Source organism: Haloferula sp. A504, assembly GCF_044385805.1.
Lineage (GTDB): Bacteria > Verrucomicrobiota > Verrucomicrobiia > Verrucomicrobiales > Akkermansiaceae > Haloferula.
In genome coordinates this window covers 36143-54992 of record NZ_JBISBU010000036.1, presented here as the reverse complement: position 1 = coordinate 54992, position 18850 = coordinate 36143, and the positions used below count along the sequence as shown (strand labels likewise).

Here is an 18850-nt window from a genome sequence, read left to right as displayed (position 1 = left end):
CCGGCCCGCCCGGATCGATCCGCTCCCTGACGCCCTCAAAACGACCTTCAAAAAACCCCTTGCCAAGCTCTGGTACTACTGACCCCCGACAATGCGGTTGGCTGCAACTATTCCGTCAACGCAGCCGAATCTTAGACTTATCCAAGACCTCCAGAAAATCGGCTGCGATCGCAGCGTTCGGCTTTTGCTCCTGAGAATTGGGTTGAAAACTAAAGTCACCATAGTATTTTTCGTAGTAGTACCATAGGCGTCCTGAAACATCTCCATTTTCAAAACCCAAGATATATCCGGAAATATACCTCCCCTGGAAGTGCTTCGCCCAAACTATCCCAGGAAAATGATGCCGGGCAATCTCGGGCGCGGTCACCCGACCTCCTCGATCATCACCAACACCCAACATAGCATCCCAGTAACCCTTTTCATCAAGAGGAATTTCCAAGTTGCTCAGCCTTGTAATCTCCATCAATCCCCTCCCATTTCCAGCTAGAGTGATCCTGCTACCATGCCTTTCGATAGATAGAGCGACCTCAAGGGCACCCCAATCGGATGCATGAATTTGAAATGACCGCTCCCCTTCCAGAACCAGCGCCTTCGACTTGCTCTTGTGGACCGTCAAAATAGAGCGTTCGGGCTCTGGTTTTCCGCCAATCTTCAAACCAAATGTAACCGCAACAACACCAACGATGCCGACCAGCAAGGCAACCAGTATAATCTTTGCAAGCCTCATGAGACGATCAATGTATCCAGAATCACCGCGTATTCGGCTTAACGTGGCCGCACTTATAGTAACAAGCCCACTTGAATGCTAATCCTTCTTTATCAAGTAGCGGTCGTGGATTCCGTGTCATTTCGGCCTCAGTCCATCCGTCATATCGAACATATAGCCGCCTACCAAAGTATACGCTCTCTTCAGGGCCGTAAATCGGCTTCCCGCCGCCCTCATCAATGCAACACTTGACAGTAATCCTGAGGTATATCTTAGCAGAAGGCTTAAGGAGAGCATCTTTGTGATCCTCAAGTTCGTCTCTATACTCTTTAAGAACCTCGCGAGCCATATTCTCAGCATCCTTGCCCGCATTCTCAAGGGCTCCTTCGATAAAACCTTGGAGAATTTCTTGAGCTGTCGGCAAACGCGGGCGGTATTTCCGAGGGTTCGACTCTCTTGCCTTCTCGATCGCCTTCTCAAATCGATCCATCAGCTCGCCGCCAATCTCCTCGGATAAGCCGGCGTCATCAGCAGCTTCCCCAAGCCGCCGCTTGAGCCTTTCCAGCTCCGCATCATCAAAGGACTCCGAGTCAAGAGGCTCATACCCCCAACCCACAAACTTACATAGTCCCAGAATATCTACCGAGAAGGATGGGGAATTGTAGGCAAATCCATACAGGTTCACACCACCCCGTTCCCCAATCGGATCCCTAGATGGCCACTTGCCGGTCACGGGATCATACCAACGGTAACCGTAGTAATAAAGTCCAGTTACTCCGTCTTGAGGCTTGGTGGAGAAGCGATACGGGAACGAGGCCGCGTTCATCTCGGCATCCAGCGTCAAGTTGCCGAAGGGGTCGTATTCGAAATGGGCGACTTCCGCGCCCGCTGCATTGACGTATTCGCTCACGTTGCCATTGCCATCGTAGGCAGGGTAGAAGGTATCCGTAACCGAGCCGCTTGCAATGGCGGAAATCGCCAGCAGGCCGCCGACGCCGCCTGCGCCTTGCGGCGTGCCGCTGAGGTCGAGACCCCAGAGGTAGGCGGCGATCTGGGTGGTGCCGTTGTATTCGGCGATGCGGTTCCAGCCGTCGTAGAGGTAGCGCACGGTGGTGCCGCCGGTCGTCGCGGAGGTCAGGCGGCTGAGGTGGTCATAGGTGTAGGTCGTGGTGGTCGTGCCAACGGTCGCCGAGATAAGGCGGTTCTCGCCGTCCCAGACCATGGTGGAGGTGGCGCTCGGTGCCGCGGGCAGCGGGCCGGAGGTGAGGTTGCCGTCGTCGTCGTGGACGGGAGTGGGGGTGTAGCCGGAGACGGCGGTGTACTGGTTGAGGCTGTTGGCGGCCCAGTTGTCGGTGGTGGGGAGGTCGCCGAGGAGGCCGTCCACGGTCTTCTTGCGGTTGCCGATGCCGTCGAACTCGTAAGCCCGGTCATTGCCAGCGGTGGATTGATCGTCGGCCTGCACCAGCTCGCCGCGCATGTTGTAGGCCCAATTCCAGTCGAGGCCGGTGGAAAAGGCGTCGCCGGTGGTGGTCAGTCCGTCGCGCTGGCCGATGGCGTTGACGCTGTAGGCGAAGTCGGAGAGGGTGCCACTGCCTCCGGGGTAGGTGTTGGTGCGGCCGAGCAGGGCGTTGCGGGTGGTGTCGTATTCGAGGGCGGTGTCGACTTTGGGACCATCGAGGGTGAAGGGCATGGTGGATTCGAAGAGGGTGCCGGCGGTGGCTCCTTGATGGTTTCCGGCTCCGTTGACTTCGTAGGTGTAGCCATACGTGAACGCGTTGCTGCCGTCGGTGACGGTGGCGAGGCGTCCGGCGGAATCACGGGTCCAGGTGGAACTGCCTTCCACATTCACGACCGGGACGGTCGTGCCACTGGCAGGGGTGCCGAAGGTGTAGCCGGTAGGACGCTGATAGATGTCGTAGGCGCGTTCAATGGTGCGGTTGAGGGTGTCGATCTGCTGGCGCTCGGATGTGAGGACGAGGTCGGCGGGGTCGTATGTGTAGCTGGCATGGAGGACGCCGCCGCGGGTGACGGTCTTCTGGCGATTGAGGGCGTCGTAGGTCATCACCAGATCGGGGGTGGTGTCGGAGTAGTCGGTGGAGACGAGGCGTCCGCCGTCGTCATAGCCGTAGGTGGTGATGACGCCCCTCGCCCAGGTGCGGGTTTCGAGGCGACCGGCGGCGGTGTAGGTGTAGTCGGTGCCTTCGCTGTCGGCGTATTCCTTGCGGGTCATGAATCCGCGGGTGGGGCTGTAGGTCCAGGTGGTGGTGGCCGTGGACGTGCCGTAGGTGGTCAGGGTCTTGCGGCGGTCGGCGTAGTCGTACTCGTAGGTGACGCGATAGGTCTGGGCGCCGGTGGTTTCCTGGACGGTGCTGTCGGGGTTGTAGGCGGTGATCGTGATGTTGGTGCTGGTGCCGCCGGCGATGAGGGTGTCCGGGGCATCGACCTCGGTGCGCCGCCCGCGAACATCGTAAATGAAGGCGGTGGTGCGGGTGCCGGAATCGGTCACTGAGGCGACCACATCGGAGGTGGCCGAGAGGTAGGCGGTGGTGGTGGTTCCGGTGCGGGAGTGGGTGGCGGTGGTGGGACGATTGAGGTTGTCGTAGCCGTAGGTGATCGACTCGACCGGCGCATCGGCGCTGTCGCGTGAGACGGTGGATGCGGCGAGCCCTCCGCTGTAGGTCTGAAGGGTGTTCGAACCATCGGGATGGGTCGCCAGAATGGTCCACGCGCCACCTCCGGAGAGGGTCGTCACACTGGTGGCAGGAGTCGCGACCCCAACCGATTGAGTGGTGCTGGTGAGCCCGTCGGGCGAGCGGGTGGAGGTCGAAACGACGGTGCCGCCCGTCGGGCTTGTGTCACCGTCCTGCCAGACTTTCGAAACGGTGAGCCAGACCGGATCGCCCGAGCCGTCGAGAGCCGGAATGGTGTCGCTGAAGCTGATGCTGTCGGTGCCGTGGTCGATGCTGCCATTGGCGTTGAGATCGATGGCGGTAATGGTGCGCTCTCCGCGGTCATCGTAGATCATCAAGGTGGTGACATTGTCGGGATCGACGGACTTCTCCATCTGCCCCTTGGCATTGTATTCCATTGATGCAGTGGCTGCATCCGCGTAGGTCACGCCGACGGTGCGCCCGGCCCAGTCCGTCTGGGTGGTGGTGGTTTCACGCAGATTGGCTCCATCCAGATAGGATCGGCTGGTGGCCTGGCCGGTGGCATTCACGGCGTAGGCGTAGCGCATTTCCGGCGAGAGGTCGCCGGTGGTTTGGTAGGTGCGGCCGTCGAGGTAATGGTCGGTGGTCTGGCTGAAGTTGTCCGGGGCGGTGACGACCACCCGTTTGGAGAGTCCGGGCGCTGGCTGGTAGGTCGTGACGGTTGTCGTATCGACCAGATCACCCGCCGTCGCGCTGGTCGGGTCGGGTGAGGAGGATGTCATCGATGTGCCTGCGAGGTTGCGTGTGGTCTTGCCGATCAGGTTGCTGTCGTTATCAACCAAGGTCGCCGAGAGGCTTCCGCTCACCGTTTCGGCGTAGCGGTGGGTCTCGGTGGTCAGGCCATTGTAAACCGTCTCGGTCGTCACGCCCATGCGGTTGGTCTTGATCCGGCGGCGCAGCGAGTCGTAGGCGTGGCGGGTGATGATGCCGTATTTGTCGGTTTCCGACTCGATGCCGCAGCAAGAGTAGGTGGTGGTTGTCGTCCACTTGGCACCGCTGGCCAGGACCTGATCATCCAGAATCGTCACGGAAGTCGGATAGTGCATGGTCGTAAGCGGTCGGCCAAGATCGTCCACTGCCGTGACCGCGATCGTGTCGAAGGTCTCGCCGTCGGCGGTGCCAAAACCAATCGCTTCGGTTTGGCGCAGGATGACCGTGCCCCGGGAGTTGTAGGTCGTGATGGTCCGCATGCCTCTGGATACGGTCGTGTCGTCACCGTCGGTGGGGGCACCCTCCCCCATCGTGGCGATGTAGCCTCCGGTCGTGGCGTTGCGGGAGTAGCTGTAGGTGACGAGTGTTCCGTCGGGGCGGAGGACTCGCTTCGGCATGCCTCCGAAGTCGGCATCAGATGGCATCGAGTCCGTGGTCGTGACCAATGGTGGCGCGGTGGAGGAAGTGTAAACGGAGGTGGTGCGGGTGTTCGTGCCGAAGGTGGTAACGGTCTTCGAGACGGTGTTCCCACCCACGGTGGTCACCACGGTCCGCGTGCGGCTGCCGGGGTTCCGAGTCGTGGTCGTCACGCGGCCGGCCGGGTCGCCGGCGTAGGGGGTGGCGACGCTACTGGTATTGAGCCCGTAGGTGTGGAAGCTCTGGCGCCCATCGTAGCCGATGTATTGCTTCAACTCTCCGAGTCCCTCCGTGGAAGCGCCCGGGCCAGTCGGTTCTCCCGGCTGATAGTAGGTCCATGTCGAGGTGAGAGCCGCCGTGTCAGGATCCATGACCTCCTGGGTTTTCACCCATCCGTGGATCTGATTCTCGAAGGTGGTCAGCACGTCGGAGACGGTGCTCCATCCACTGGTGGCAGATGCCCGCTCCTCGATCATGCGATCATAAACACGGGTTCCCGGAGTCGGCTCGGTGACAAGCAGGGTCTCACGCCTCAAAGCATTGAAGGTCTGGCCGTCGACCGCCCCGCGTGCCAGAACCCGCGCGCCATTCTGGTCCTCGGTCTGTTCGTATCGGATCGTTTGGCCATCAAACGTCGAATCCATCCGAATCCCTCCCGCCGGGCCTGGATTGATCGCGGACAACTTGGTGGTGCGGATCACGGTGCTGGTCGCGTCGTCGGTCAGCGTGATGGTGAAGGCGTCTTCGCCTGAGACATCGGCCACGTCCATGGTGACGATCCCGTTCTCGACCTTGGTGATGAGTCCGCCGACTTTGGTGACGGTCACACTCGAAGGCACGTTGGCAAAAAGGCCCGCGCGTCCCGGGAAGGTGGCATCCGGCGCTCGGAAGACCAGTTCGCCACTCGCCATGCCGCCCGAGGAATTGGTGGTGGGGATGCTCGCGGTGAAGTTTGACGAGTCCTGGTTGGCCTGCACCTCGCCTGTGAATCGACACATTTCGGTGCATGCATCGCAGCCGCCTTTCAGGGAAATACTTCCGCTTTCACAGATACCGCTATCCGACCCTGATGAGCTTGAGGGAGTCGAAGAACTCGAGTCATCTTCACAACTCAGATGAATCTTCCAATTGTCGTACTCTTCAGCTTGGTCCGCGCTGAAAGTAAACGTCACCGGAAAAGTCTCCCCGGGTGAAAGCGGCCTGGTTCGAAGCTGATCCTCTCGACCGGTGTCTGCGGGCTCCGCCCAGACCTTGACACCGATCTTGAAGTCGCAATCGCCGCCGGTCTGTCCACGGTGAATAACCGTGACTGAGACGCTGTAGTTGCCATTTTCATCTTTCGTCACCTCACGAGGTGCATCAGGCACGGCGGGGTCCTCACCGTTGATGAGCAACTCAAGGCATTCGCAGCACCGCTTGAGCCCTGGATTATCGGTGTTCTTGTCGCTGATGGCGGTATCCTGAGCCGCGATGGGGAGGAGGAACACACTACCCAGGATAGCCAGAGCATGGCGGTGGAACCGCGGAAACGGGGTTCGGACGGATTTCATGGCGAAAGGTCGGATGGGAGTGAAGAAGATGTGATTGTTGAGAGAACGAGGCGCGGACTTCATGGTTCGATGAAGAGCTGGGTCCGGTGGCACAGGGTCGGATCGCCTGTCCCCGTCCATTCGTAGTAAACATGAGCGATGCCGTTGGCGTCGAAGTCCTCGGCCCGCAGATCAAGAATGGTGGAGCCGTTGGTGAAGAGGGCTCCCTGGGCGAAGGTCGTCATCCGGATGATGATCCCCGCCGGCAAATTGACTGCCACCACGGTGCTGCGCATGAGCCAGGTGCCGTCGTCGTAACGGTGGACGATCCGGGCATCCCGGGTCTGATCGACCCGGGCGACATCGAAGCCGTGGACGGTGCCGCGGGCGAGGATGGCGGAGGGAGCACCGTCGATGTCGCCCGGAAGCCGGGCGATCACATAACGGTTTCCGGCGGTATCGACCTGGACGTTGAAACGGCGCGGATCGACCTGCGGATCGGGCGTGGTTTCGGTGAAGATGACCGCGTCGTCGGCCTCAATCAGGGCGACGGGCCCGAGGACGGTCGGTGTCCATTCCCGAACAAGATGGGCCATGACGAGGTGCGATGCGCCGAAGTCGGCGGTGTGGACTTCCAGCGTGACCGTCGCGGTCTGGCCGTCGTGGGTGGCCACCAGGCTATAGCTCCCTGCGGTGGCGAAGGCTGCTGCAAAAGGCTGCCCGGAGGTGTGGCTGGTGTTCTGGTTGCCGTCTTCGAGCAGGGTGCCGTCGAGGGTGACGGTGAAGGCCCCGCCGTCGGCGGAAGCGCCGCTCCAGGCATCCAGCAGGAGTGAGTCGCCTGCGCGGATGTGCAGGGTGTCGTCGGGGAAGCCCTCGAAGAGATTGGTCGCCGTCCAGGTGATGGTGTGGCTTTCGGTGACCACCCCACCGAGGAAGCTGGCGTCGAGGGTGACGTCGCCATCGGCGGAGAGTGGCACGTCGGCGAAAAAGGAATCGTTGATGGACTCGCTGACCGGCACGTCGCTGGGCGTTGGGGCTCCGGGCATGAGCACGCTGAGCGTGGTGCTGGAGAGCTGACGGGTGATGCCCTCGATGGACACCGGCGAGGTGCGGCTGGCGGAAGGAATGCGCGTCAGTGCGTTGGCCGAGGTTTCATTGGTTTCGACCCAGTCGGGGATGCCATCGAGGTCGAGGTCGGTGCCTCCGAGGCGATTGACGACCACTGATTCGATGCGAAGGCGGCGGTCGGCTTGGAAGTTGTCGTGGAGAATGGTCAGCGTGTGGTTGCCCACCGGAAGCCAGGGCGTGATGGCGCGCATTTCCTCGGGATCGCCGTTTCGGGCATTCAGGGTTTCGCGGGCGAAGGGCGGATCGTCATCCAGCGAAAGGACCAGTGGCATGGGCTGGGTGATCCAGTCATCGGGAGTGACCAGGGCGGCGGACACGATGACCTCGTGCACGCCGGCTTCGGTGACGGCGAAGCTGTAGGTGATCTCGCCGCGGCGCTCGGCGGCGGTGAGCGAGTCGTCTTCATTGAGGGTCCACGAACCGGTGGCGGCCGTGTACTGCTCCAGCGGAGGCAGCGTGATGGCGACCGGGTCGAGGTTGTTGGAGATGTGGGGATCGGTCCCATAACGGCGCAACTCGGCCGAGTCGGACAGTCCGTCGCCATCGGTGTCGGCATTCAACGGATCGGTGCCCGCGTGGTATTCCTCCAGGTTGGTCAGGCCGTCGCCGTCGGGGTCGCCGTATTCCCCCTGGGTCGAATCGGTGAGTCCATTGTCCGCCGGGTCGAGGCCGTTGGCGCTTTCCCAGGCGTCCGGCAGGTTGTCGTCATCGAGGTCGAGGGGGTTGGGACGGTTGCCGAGGAAGGCGGAGGCGGGAATGACTTCCCGGGCCTGACCTGGCGCCTGCCAGGCGAGGGAAACGTGGGCGTCGCCGCTGGCATTGCTCCAGCCCTGCTTGTGGAGGACTTCGATGTAGTACGGCTGGCCGGCCACAAGCTGGGTCACCGCGCTGCGCTGGGAGAGCGTGCGGTCGAACTCGTAAGGAGCGCCCCAATCATAGGAGGTGCTGATCGCTTCGTTGTAGGCCACGAGGTGCTTGCCGAATCGATCCGCACGGGCCTGCGACTCGCCGTGGGGCGTCACGGTGGCATCGGCCAGCCAGAGTTGGACCTCGTCATTGCCGGTGATCCAGAAGCGGTAGGGGCCGGTCGTCGGCGCCACGAGGAAGCCACGGTATCGCACGCCGTACTGGGTCCCGAAGGTCGCGTCATCCACGCCCGGCGCGTGGATGGTTTCATTCGGGAGGTCGTGGAAGATCGGACTGGAGGTCAGCACGGACACCGCCCCGCCGGAGATGCCATCGGCGGTCCAGGTTTCCCGCGTGATGCCGTTGCCGAGATCTTCGGCGGCCAGGGGGTCGGAGTTGTAGGCATACTCGGCGAGGTTGGGGATGCCGTCCTGATCCGGGTCGCCATACTGGGACAGGGCGCCGGGCAGGCCGGACTGATCAAGTCCGGTCGATGCCTCCCAGGAGTCGGGAAGGTTGTTGTCATTCAGGTCGTCGGAATCGACCACCGGGTAGCTCAGGGCGCTGGTGGGGATCGACTCCGGTGAGGATCCGCCGGGCGGGGTCCAGCCGAGGTCGAGGTGCCCGATTCCCGCGCCATTCATGAGCTGGGCCTCGATGTAGTAGGAGACCCCGGCCTGGAGGGGGATGGCAGCGGAGGTTTGCGTGCCGAATTTGTCCCACTCCTGGGGATCGGTCGGTCCCAGATTCCACGCGATGCGCTGCTTGCCGAACCGCGAGTCATCCGCGGAAAGCCACAGCGCGGCGTTCTGCGATCCGGCCACATGGAAGAGATAGTCGCCCGTGACGTCCGGAGTGAGCAGTCCCCGGATTCTCACACCGGCGGGCGCGGCGACACCGGCCACGCCGGAGGCGACCACCCGGCTCGCTTGATCCGGAGAGCGAAGCGAGATGCCTTCCTGCTGGAGAAGTTCGAGCGAGGAGAGAGGTCGCAATCCGAGCCAGGTCTCGACCAGGATGCCCTCGTCACTGACCTCGAAGGTAAAAGGTTCACCTTGATGCGGCGTGCCGGTGGGCGAGCCCATCAGGTAGGAATCGATCCGGCCGTGATAAGTCCCCTCGGATGGAGCCGTGTAGAGGAACGAGGTGAGGTTCAGACCATCCGGATCCGCATCGACGAGCTTGACGAGGCTGTTGGCATCGGGGCCGATCCAGACATCCACCCACACGTCGTTCCCGGAGCCGGGCAGCAGGTTGGTCCACGTCAGCATGACCGACTCGCCCGGCACGACATCCAGCGCCGTCGGGACCGGTCCCACCGGAACCGGCGGGTTCGCCGCCTTGAACTCCGCCGCAACCGTGGTGACATCCGTTTTCGCGGTGTTGAAACCGAAGTTGTTGGACGACACGTAGTTGATGGTCGAGGCCGCCACCGCGTGCCCGGCCCAGGTCGAGATGCGAATGCCGGCAAGCGTGACCGCCTGCGAGGGGGAATTCGCCGTCACCCCCGGCAAGGGGGTTGCGGTGTTGCCGTTTCCTCCCATGCCGAGGGCCGAGATGACCATCGAGCCGTAGTCCGAGGTCCCCAGCGGGACCGTCGAGGCGGCCGAGACCTTGGCGGTCGAGCCAATCCCCGAGGCCGTGCCGGAAAGTCCGATCGCGGTGGCAACCCAGTTGTTGCCGACGCAGGTGACGTTGATGGTGCCGGCTCCGGAATGGTTGCCCGGATCATCGAGATACCAAACCGACGAATGGGTCTGACCGTGGCCACCCGAGCCGATGGCCACAGGCAGTTGCTTGACGCCAAGCGTCAAGGCTTGCCCGTTGTAGGTGACTCCCGTGCAGTCTCCTGTTAGATTCCCGGAAAAATTGTGCTCGCCGGAGACGACGACCACCAGCTTGTCGGAAGCCGAAGCATCATACGTCCCGGGGGAATTGGTGCGCGTCCACGATGCATTCCCGTCCGCCGTGATGGTCGCGTGGGCGATGGTGCAAAGTGACATCTGGCCACCTGCGAGCAGGGCGGCGATCATCGGGCGGTATTTCATGGCGAAGGAGGCTTGGGAGTTCAGAACGGAACGGGTTCGGGAGCGTCCGGGTTGGATATCCGATGGCGGATCGAGCGCAGGGCGGGATCGGCCGCCTGGGCGAGGCGCGAGCTTTCGCCAGACAATTCCTCGAGTTCGGCGCAGTCGGCCCCGGTGCCGTGGTGCCCGATGCAGGCGATCGCCGCCTTGCGGACCGGGATGGGTTGTCCCTGATCGGTCGAAAGACGCCGGGCAAGAGGCAGCGCACTGGCACCGGCGGCGTGAAGCGCCGTCACCCGGACATCGATGGGACGACCGGAGTCCTCTGCGATCTCAAGGGCCCGCTCAATGGAACCGCCACGGGCCGGTGCGTCCTCGCCATCCCATTGCGTGAGAAGCGCCACCGCGGTGCCTGCAACTTCGCCATCGGTGGCGGCGGCAAGCTGCCTCAGATCCGCCTCCACCTGGTCGCCAAGCTCATCCGCAAGCTGGCCTCCCAAGCGCTGGAGCCCGAGGTGCTGCAGCGCATAGAGACGCATCGTCCGCTCGGGGGCGTTGAGCGCGAGATCGCGAAGCAGTTGGGTGAAGGCCTTCGGGTCGTTTCCGTATTGCAGGTTGTTGAAGGCGGAGTTGTAGATCCAGAAGCGGAACTCGGACGGCCAGTCCGCGTGACCTCCGTCGCGCAGCATCGCCAGCAGCCACTTTTCGTAGGAGGGCGAAAGCGCCACCCGACGGCGGGCCTGAGCGTCGAGCCAGACAACCGCCAGCTCACGCGTCACCTCGTCCCCGCCGGTTTCCGCAACGTGGCGCAGGAGCGCAAAGGACGGCTGCGGGTCTTCGAGATCCAGGCCCGGATCGGTCTGCGCGATCGTCGCGCGTGCCGCTGCGGGCGGAGGGTCGGCAGGCCATTGACGGAGCACGGCGACGATTCCCGCAATGACCAGCAAGCCACCCGTCAGCAGCAGACGCCGACTCGTCTTCGAGGCCTTGAGCGGCGGTCTCACGACGCACCCTCCTTTCCGGAGGGAGCTTCCACCTTGAGAAAGACGGCCAGCACCTGATCGCGGCGATCCGGGCTGTCGGTGCGCACCTGGAGCACATGATGCCCGGGCGATACCCCATCCTGAGGGGTCAGGCTCAACCGGTAATGGCGTCCGGCGACAAGGATTTCCTGCTCCAGCTTGAACTGACTTTCCTCCACGCCGACCAGCCCGGTGATCCGAAAGTCGGTCTTCGTGCCCGCCTCGATCTCGATGACCTTGGAAGAGCGATCGTCCGCCTCCCAGAGCAGATCCCGGGCTGACAGCTCGACGGTCGAAGGAATCGTCACCTCGGCCACCAGCTCGACGGGCTTCTCGAAGCCCACGAACCTCACATGCAACGACTTGCGGACGAGTCCCCGATACGGTCCGGGAGTGAACTTCGCCTCGATGGCTCCGGTTTTCCCCGGAGCGATCTCCACATCCCGGACCGCTCCGGCAAGACATCCACAGCCTTGCTCGAAACGCTCGACCACCAGCGGAATCTCGGTGCCGTTCGTGCACTTCCACTGAAGCGGTTCATTGATCGCATCCGGCTGGACCGTGAGACGCACCACCTTCGACTCAAACCTCACCCCGGATGCCACCGCCTTCCCCGCAAGCGCCAACGCAAGGGTGGCACCCGCCACCAGTCCGAGGGACGTCGCCCTCAAGCCGAACCTCCTCTCCCTAACAAGCCCGCAGGCTGACCGCTGACCGCTGACCGCTGACCGCTGACCGCTGACCGTTCAGCCGTAGCGTTGAAGTCGATGCCAAACGATCACTTATCATCAATTCAGACGTTCAAGCCTCATCGAGTTACACTTTCCCTTCTTCAAGACACAAGGATAAAGCATGGCATGGAAGCAATCATTTCGTGTCATCTTTGTCACCGTCCAGCAATCAGTCTTGGCATGCGCATTCACGGCATCGATGCCTTCGGCCATGGCAGGAAAACCCGGACTCCGCAATCTCCACGGCATGCAGGGCAGAACCAAGGGCGGACGCCCCGCGCCTCCGCCCGCCACACCTCGTGGCATCGCCGCTCAGGTCGAACACTTCCTCGACCGCCTCGCCGCCCTCAACCGCTCCGCAGCCACCATCGACACCCACCGCTGGGCGCTGCGGCAGTTCAGCCAATGGGCCGCCGCCGAGCGCCTCCACGACCCCGCCGCCCTCACCCGCGCCCACCTCGAAGACTACCAACTCTTCCTCCACCGCTACCGCAGCCCCCGCACCGGCCAGGCGCTCGGCATCAACACCCAGCTTGCCCGCCTCGGCTGCGTCCGCCGCTTCTTCGCCCGTCTTTGCCGCGACGGCCATATCCCCGCCAATCCCGCCGCCGACCTCGACCTGCCCCGCAAGCAGGCCCGCAAACTCCCCAAATCCCTCGCTCCCGCCGAAATCGAGGCGCTCCTCGCCCTGCCTGACCTCACCAGCCCCTTCGGCCTGCGCGACCGCGCCATCCTCGAACTCTTCTACGCCACCGGCCTGCGCCGCAGCGAAATGACCGGCCTCGACCACGGCGACTACGACCCGCACGCCCGCACCTTGCACGTCCGCAAGGGCAAGTTCGGCAAGGCCCGCCTGCTGCCCGTCGGCGAGCGCGCCGCCGAATGGCTCGAGCTCTTCCTGCGGGACGTCCGCCCGCACTTCGCCCACCTGCCCGGCGAGACCGCCCTGTTCCTGAGCGGCTACGGCACCCGCCTCACCCCCGCCTGGCTCGGCAACTGGGTAAAACAGCAGCTGAAGCGCTGCGGCATCGACAAGCCCGGCGCCTGCCACCTCTTCCGCCACAGCTGCGCCACCGACATGCACCGCGGCGGGGCGGACATCCGTTACGTCCAGGAAATGCTCGGCCACGAGCGCATGGAAACCACCCAGATCTACACCCACGTCCACATCGACGCCCTGCGCGACATCCACACCCGCTGCCATCCCCACGGCGGCCCGGGAGGGGGGCCGGGACACGTGCCGACCTTTCCCGCCGCCCCGCCCGAGGGAGAGGAACCCGGCGAGGCCCCGCCGCCGCCCTGCCCGCCACCGCCCTGCCCGCCACCAACCGAGCCAACCGAGCCAACCGAGCCAACCGAGCCAACCGAGCCAACCGAGCCAACCGAGCCTTCCGGACCGGACACCGGGGCCGAATTGACTGGTCCCGAACGCTCCCGAATGCTAACGCCTCGCATCATGTCGGCCATGCTTCAGAGGCGACCCGCGCCACCCGCCCCGGAGCGGGAGCGCGTCGCCGTCCCGGCATCGCAGACACCGCCCGAGGACGACCCACCCGCGGCCAGACCGGTCGGGCTCCCCAAACGCCCACCAAGCCCGGCAGGCGAAGTCACAAACTCTATCTCTCTAACCGTTAGCGACTTGCCCGAAATGGGCAAGGCCGACCGAAGCATGCGTGTGACGTATTACGGTTACCGCTATTACAACCCCGCGACCGGAAGGTGGCCATCAAGAGATCCCATCGAGGAGCTTGGATTTAATCTGTCTGTCGGAGGCCTTGTTGAGGAGATGGACCTCACAAATCGAGGTGAAGAGCCACTATACGTGTTCAACCTCAATAACGGGGTAAATCTTGTCGATTACATCGGTCTCTACAGCTGCTGTTATGGTTGTGGCAGGTGTGAAATCACCATCCGCACTCTTTCAGCGACTGGTCGGGCCATTCCTGGAGGGGTGAAAAGTGTCTACACAAACTATTGTCAGCCTGCCTCTGCGCCTGCAGCTTCAGCGAACTGCACGGATTGTTACGATGCGGTGTTTTGGACGCTCGACTTTCGCTGCAATGCCGAAGCAAAGGCCCGACAAGCTTCGGTAAACGCGATTGATCGTGCGCTTTGGAAACGGACACGTCGTGTTGTGACGTATCGATTCGTTCGGCAGATGGGCAAATCATGGTGTTTTCAATTCTGAACCGATGAAGGTTGAGTTTTCCTACATACTCGCTCTCTTTTTGGTTGTCGCTTCTTGCAAGAGATTTGAGGTGGATGTCGATGGCGGAGTGGATCATGGATTGCTAAGGGCACAGGCGCGGCTAGACCCGGCTCCTTCTTCGCCAACCGGCGACGTGCTCGTCAAAAACAGATCCTCCGTTGATCTAAAGTTTCAGATTGGGGACAAGACCTCCACTATCTCAAGCGGGGACGACCTCCTTTTTGTTGGAGTCGAGGATTTTACAAAGTTTGTTGCCAGTGTCCTTCAAAGGGACGGAAGGTGGTCACCAATGGCAACTGGGACCGTAGCACCTGAGTCTGGAAGTGAAATTCTGACCTTCACAGATGGGTAGGAGGAGGGTTGTTGAATCGGGGACCGGAGCCTGAGGGTTACGGTCCGCAGCACTTTTTGAACTTCCGGCCGCTGCAAAGCAACTCCGTGTCCGTCATTCAGCTGTGGGGCTGATCGCGGAAGCGGCTCGGGGGATGGCCGTAGCGATGCCGGAAGACCCGCGCGAAGTACTGGCTCGACTGGAAGCCGCAGCGGAAGGCGATTTCGGTGACGGGAAGGGTGGGTTGGTTGGCGAGCAACTCGGCGGCCTTGCGCAGGCGGCGGGCGGTGAGGTGTTCGACCGGCGATCCATTGGTGATCCTGCGGCAGTAGGCGGCGAATCGCGTGCGACCGAGGCCGCAGGCTTCGGCCATCGATTCGAGTGTCCAGGGCTCGTCGAGGCGGTCGTCGAGGGCCTCGATGAACAGGCGCACGGTCCGTTCGCTGCCGGACAGCTTGCGGTCGAGGGCCGGGCGGTTGGATTCCAGCAGTTCGGCCAGCCGCAGGAGCAGGTCGTTAATGAGAATTTTCAGCCGGGTGAGATTGGCCTCGCCGGTACCGCTGCCGACGGCCTGGTCGAGGCGGGCGAAGCAAAGGCCGAGTTCGGCGTCGGCCTGCCACACCGGTTGCTCGTTGTGGCGCAGCGTGTCGGTGAGCCGGTTGAGGACGGCCGGGGAAAGCAGCACCCAGGCCGGCCATTGCCACGGTTGGTTCGGGCGGCAGACACCGAGGTCGAGGATGAGCCACGAGTAGTGGCAGGCCGGCACGGTCGGATCCCCGACGCGATGCCGCTGCCACGGACGGGTGATCGTGACTCCACCGGGCACGACCTCGAGGGTACGGTCTCCCACGGCAAAGGGCAGGCGACCGGCGGAGAGGTAGCCGATTTCGATGCCCTCGTTGCAGTGCCAGTCGAGCCCCCAGTTCTGGGCGGTGTGGGCGTCCCACCAGCCGACCATGCGCAGCTCGGGCAGGTCGTCATCCGGCAGCCGTTGCCCGGGATAGCTGCCGCGGCCCAGCGCCTCAAGACGGACGTCCCCGCTGGTGGCGGCTCGCTTCAGCGGCTCGCAGGTGTCCACGCGGAAGTCCTCGCTGTCTTTCGAAAACCCGCTGCGACGCCTCATGTCAGATGTGCAATATTTACCAGTGACGAGGTTTGCAAGACCCGGGTCGGTGGACGGCGTAAACAGTGATGCATGATCGGCCTGCGTTTCTGCCTGACGCTGGCGCTGGCGGGAGTCGGCGTGGTGGCGGGAAAGGAACGGGTGCTGGTCTTGAGCGGGGCCAACAACCACGACTGGAAGCGCACGACGCCGGTGATCGTGGCGGCACTTGAGAAGAGCGGGCGCTTCGAGGTCGAGGTCGAGGAACGCGTGATGGAGATGGGCTCCGGGGCTTTCGCGGGCTATGCGGTGGTGCTCAGCAATTTCAACACCTACGGCAAGAACGCGCCCGAGCGGAAGGAATGGCCGGCGGCGACCCGGCAGGCTTTCCTCGAGCGGGTCGAGAAGGGCATGGGACTGGTGATCATCCACGCGGGCAGCTCGATGTTTTACAACTGGCCGGAGTTTCACACCCTGGCCTGCGGCACTTGGAAGAATGGTGCCACCCGCCACGGCGGCATCCACCTCAGTCAGGTGACCTTCACTGATTCGGATTGTCCGATCACCGGGGGCCTTGAGCCGTTCTGGATCCGCGATGAATTCTGGGAACGGATCGCGGTGGCGCCGGGTGCCCGGTCGCTGGCCCGGGTGACCCCGGACCCGGGCCATGGCGGCAGCGGGAAGCCGCAACCGGTCATCTTTTGCACCGAGTACGGGGGAGGGCGGGGCTTCGCGCTGTTCCTCGGTCACGACGCGGCGGTCATGCGGAATGCCGCCTGGGAAACCCTGCTGCTGCGCGGCACCGAGTGGGCCGCGACCGGAAAAGTCACCATCCCTCCGGCCGCGAATTGGCCGGTCACCCGGGAAGACGCCTCATCCACCACAACATCAACCCCGTGAACCCATGAAAATCGGCTGCTTCGCCCTCATCCAACCCTTCTCGCCCATGCGGCGGCAGTTCGAGCTGATCCGCGAGATGGGCTTCGACTTCGCCGACCTCACCGACAACCACGACGGTGCCACACTCGGCACCGAGTATGGCTTCTCGGCCTCGTTCAGCCTCGACTCGCATCCGACGACCATCCTCGACATGGTCCGTGAGTTCGACCTCACGCTGACCAGTGTGTGCGCCCATGCCAACCTGCTCGATCCGACCGCGCCCGACCGCTACGGCACGGCGCAGATCATCAAGGCGATCAAGCTGGCCCACTTCCTCGGGGTGAAACAGGTCATCACCACCGAGGGGGATCCGAAGACCGATTTCGGGCATGCCCTGAGTGACGAGCAGCGCCTTTTCAGCATCCGCGAGAAGCTTCACGAACCGATCCGCTGGGCCGAGCAGTTTGGCATTGAGTTGCTGCTCGAGCCGCATGGGATCCTGACCGACACGGTCGAGGGCATGACGCGCATCCTCGAGGCGCTGGGCCACGAGGAAACGGTCGGCATCAACCTCGATACCGGCAACTCGTGGCTCGGCGGTGGTGACCCGCTGGAGTTCGTGAAAACCTTCGGCTCGCGCATCAAGCACGTCCATTGGAAGGACATGCCCGAGGAATGGCTGCCGCAGCGTGGCAAGGTCTTCGGTTGTGGCATGGGTCTCATTCCGCTCGGGGACGGGATCGTGGGCATCGAGGCCATCGTCAAGGAGCTGCTGGCCACCGGTTTCGATGGCCCGACCACCCTTGAGATTGCCGGTGAGGAAGCCGTGAAGGTTTCCGCCGAGCGCCTGCGCGAATGGTCCGCCTGATCTCTTGCCACCTTCATTCGACTTCCCATGAAAACGCACATCTCCACCAGCCGCCGCCGGTTCCTCGGGGGCATCCTCTCTGCCGGCGTCACGCCGATGATCGTCCCGAGCCGTTTGCTGGCCTCGGACACCGCGCCTTCGAATCAGATCTGCCTTGGCCACATCGGGGTCGGTGGGCGGGGGACCGCATTGTTGAGGAACTTCGTCTCCGCCAAGCGTGCGCGCTCGGTGGCGGTGTGCGATCCCTACGCCGAACGTCGCGAACGGGCGGCGGGGATGATCAAGGAGGCGCAGGGCGAGGCACCCAAGCTCTACAACGACTTCCGCGAACTACTGGCGGACGACTCGATCGATGCGGTGGTGCTCGCCACGCCGGACCACTGGCACGTGCCGATCGGCCTTGAAGCTGCGAGCGCGGGGAAGGACATCTATTTCGAGAAGCCGCTGGGCTACACGCTGGAGCAGAACCGCGCGATGGAGGCCGCGATCCGGAAACACGACGTGATTTTCCAGTATGGGACCCAGCAGCGGAGCCAGGAGATCACAAAGCGGGGGATCGAGCTGGTGCTCAACGGCTACATCGGCGAACTGAAGGAAGTCCACGTCTGGGCACCGGCAGGGCAGGGTGGAGGCTCGACCGAGGAGATCCCGGTGCCGGAGGGCCTCGACTACGACCTCTATCTCGGACCCGCTCCGTTGAAGCCCTGCACCAAGGACCGGATCACCAGCAAGGGGTCGTGGTTCTGCCGCGACTACGCGCTCGGGTTCATCGCCGGCTGGGGTGCCCATCCGCTCGATTTCGCGGTGTGGGGTCTCGACTACGACCAGCAGGGTCCGGTGAAGTTCAAGGGCGGGGGCAAGTTTCCGCCGAAGACGGATCTTTTCAACGCCTGCACGAATTGGGACGTCGAGATCGACTTCGGCGGCAAGGTGGCGATGCGCTTTGTCAGCAGCGACCTGAAGCAGAAGTTGGCGGGTGGCTATCTCGACAAGATTCCGGGCGACGGCACGACCTTCATCGGCAGCGAGGGTTGGGTCAGCCTCAGCCGCGGCTCGGCCCAGGCCAGCAATCCCGAGTGGCTGCGGATGCGCCAGTGCGAGGGGGACCGCCGCGTGCACTACCGACCGAACTACTACCACGGCTTCATCGACACCGTGCGCGAGCGTGCGCCCTCGGTCGGGCCGATCGGCGAGGCGGTCCGCTCGGATGCCTTGAGCCACCTTTCGATCATGGCGATCGAGGCGGGCGAGGAAGTTGTGTGGGATCCGAAGGGTTACCGCATCGTTTCCCCGGAGTCGCTCAACGGGAAGATGAGCACGGAGATCCGCGGGGATTGGCGCCAGAGCTGATGTC

At 63.2% G+C, this 18850-nt stretch carries 11 protein-coding genes; 5 read left to right on the top strand and 6 right to left on the bottom strand.

All coding sequences use genetic code 11. The features are described from left to right. Window positions 1-115: 115 nt before the first annotated feature. The 5 genes from ACG2LG_RS15765 to ACG2LG_RS15745 form a co-directional block, all read right to left on the bottom strand. On the bottom strand, window positions 116-727 hold the full coding sequence (locus tag ACG2LG_RS15765) for a hypothetical protein (protein WP_396260554.1): 612 nt from the start codon (window positions 725-727) through the stop codon (window positions 116-118). Window positions 728-749: 22 nt separating this feature from the next. Continuing rightward, the gene (locus tag ACG2LG_RS15760; RefSeq protein WP_396260553.1) at window positions 750-5762 is read right to left on the bottom strand and encodes an RHS repeat-associated core domain-containing protein; all 5013 of its coding nucleotides are present in this window, start codon (window positions 5760-5762) and stop codon (window positions 750-752) included. 611 nt (window positions 5763-6373) lie between these two features. Further along, complete coding sequence (locus ACG2LG_RS15755; protein WP_396260551.1) at window positions 6374-10375, bottom strand: PA14 domain-containing protein; 4002 nt, start codon at window positions 10373-10375, stop codon at window positions 6374-6376. Between the two features lie 20 nt (window positions 10376-10395). Further along, window positions 10396-11358, bottom strand: a complete 963-nt coding sequence (locus tag ACG2LG_RS15750) for a hypothetical protein (RefSeq protein ID WP_396260549.1) — start codon at window positions 11356-11358, stop codon at window positions 10396-10398. Then, window positions 11355-12047, bottom strand: a complete 693-nt coding sequence (locus ACG2LG_RS15745) for a DUF1573 domain-containing protein (protein ID WP_396260548.1) — start codon at window positions 12045-12047, stop codon at window positions 11355-11357. Before ACG2LG_RS15745 ends, ACG2LG_RS15750 begins: the two co-directional genes overlap by 4 nt. Before the next feature lie 271 nt (window positions 12048-12318). Here ACG2LG_RS15745 and ACG2LG_RS15740 point away from each other — a divergent pair, with 271 nt between their 5' ends. Continuing rightward, window positions 12319-14295 (top strand): tyrosine-type recombinase/integrase, encoded by a 1977-nt coding sequence (locus ACG2LG_RS15740; RefSeq protein ID WP_396260546.1) that lies wholly within the window; start codon window positions 12319-12321, stop codon window positions 14293-14295. Between the two features lie 4 nt (window positions 14296-14299). Then, window positions 14300-14668, top strand: a complete 369-nt coding sequence (locus tag ACG2LG_RS15735; RefSeq protein ID WP_396260544.1) for a hypothetical protein — start codon at window positions 14300-14302, stop codon at window positions 14666-14668. 97 nt (window positions 14669-14765) lie between these two features. On the opposite strand, the gene ACG2LG_RS15730 is transcribed toward ACG2LG_RS15735, so the two are convergent. Continuing rightward, window positions 14766-15770, bottom strand: coding sequence for an AraC family transcriptional regulator (locus tag ACG2LG_RS15730; RefSeq protein ID WP_396260542.1), 1005 nt, complete (start codon window positions 15768-15770; stop codon window positions 14766-14768). 72 nt (window positions 15771-15842) lie between these two features. Here ACG2LG_RS15730 and ACG2LG_RS15725 point away from each other — a divergent pair, with 72 nt between their 5' ends. From ACG2LG_RS15725 to ACG2LG_RS15715, 3 genes are read left to right on the top strand one after another with little or no spacing between them, the layout of a single operon-like run. Further along, window positions 15843-16649, top strand: coding sequence for a ThuA domain-containing protein (locus ACG2LG_RS15725; RefSeq protein WP_396260539.1), 807 nt, complete (start codon window positions 15843-15845; stop codon window positions 16647-16649). A 4-nt stretch (window positions 16650-16653) separates the two neighbouring features. Further along, complete coding sequence (locus tag ACG2LG_RS15720; protein ID WP_396260537.1) at window positions 16654-17496, top strand: sugar phosphate isomerase/epimerase family protein; 843 nt, start codon at window positions 16654-16656, stop codon at window positions 17494-17496. Between the two features lie 27 nt (window positions 17497-17523). Next, window positions 17524-18846, top strand: coding sequence for a Gfo/Idh/MocA family protein (locus tag ACG2LG_RS15715; RefSeq protein WP_396260536.1), 1323 nt, complete (start codon window positions 17524-17526; stop codon window positions 18844-18846). The last annotated feature ends 4 nt before the right edge of the window (window positions 18847-18850 follow it).

Bases quoted from the DNA above. Each gene is read 5' to 3' on its own strand.
- ACG2LG_RS15765 (WP_396260554.1), bottom strand. From the start codon at position 727: ATGAGGCTTGCAAAGATTATACTGGTTGCCTTGCTGGTCGGCATCGTT.
- ACG2LG_RS15760 (WP_396260553.1), bottom strand. From the start codon at position 5,762: ATGTGTCGATTCACAGGCGAGGTGCAGGCCAACCAGGACTCGTCAAAC.
- ACG2LG_RS15755 (WP_396260551.1), bottom strand. From the start codon at position 10,375: ATGAAATACCGCCCGATGATCGCCGCCCTGCTCGCAGGTGGCCAGATG.
- ACG2LG_RS15740 (WP_396260546.1), top strand. From the start codon at position 12,319: ATGGCAGGAAAACCCGGACTCCGCAATCTCCACGGCATGCAGGGCAGA.
- ACG2LG_RS15735 (WP_396260544.1), top strand. From the start codon at position 14,300: ATGAAGGTTGAGTTTTCCTACATACTCGCTCTCTTTTTGGTTGTCGCT.
- ACG2LG_RS15730 (WP_396260542.1), bottom strand. From the start codon at position 15,770: ATGAGGCGTCGCAGCGGGTTTTCGAAAGACAGCGAGGACTTCCGCGTG.
- ACG2LG_RS15725 (WP_396260539.1), top strand. From the start codon at position 15,843: ATGATCGGCCTGCGTTTCTGCCTGACGCTGGCGCTGGCGGGAGTCGGC.
- ACG2LG_RS15720 (WP_396260537.1), top strand. From the start codon at position 16,654: ATGAAAATCGGCTGCTTCGCCCTCATCCAACCCTTCTCGCCCATGCGG.
- ACG2LG_RS15715 (WP_396260536.1), top strand. From the start codon at position 17,524: ATGAAAACGCACATCTCCACCAGCCGCCGCCGGTTCCTCGGGGGCATC.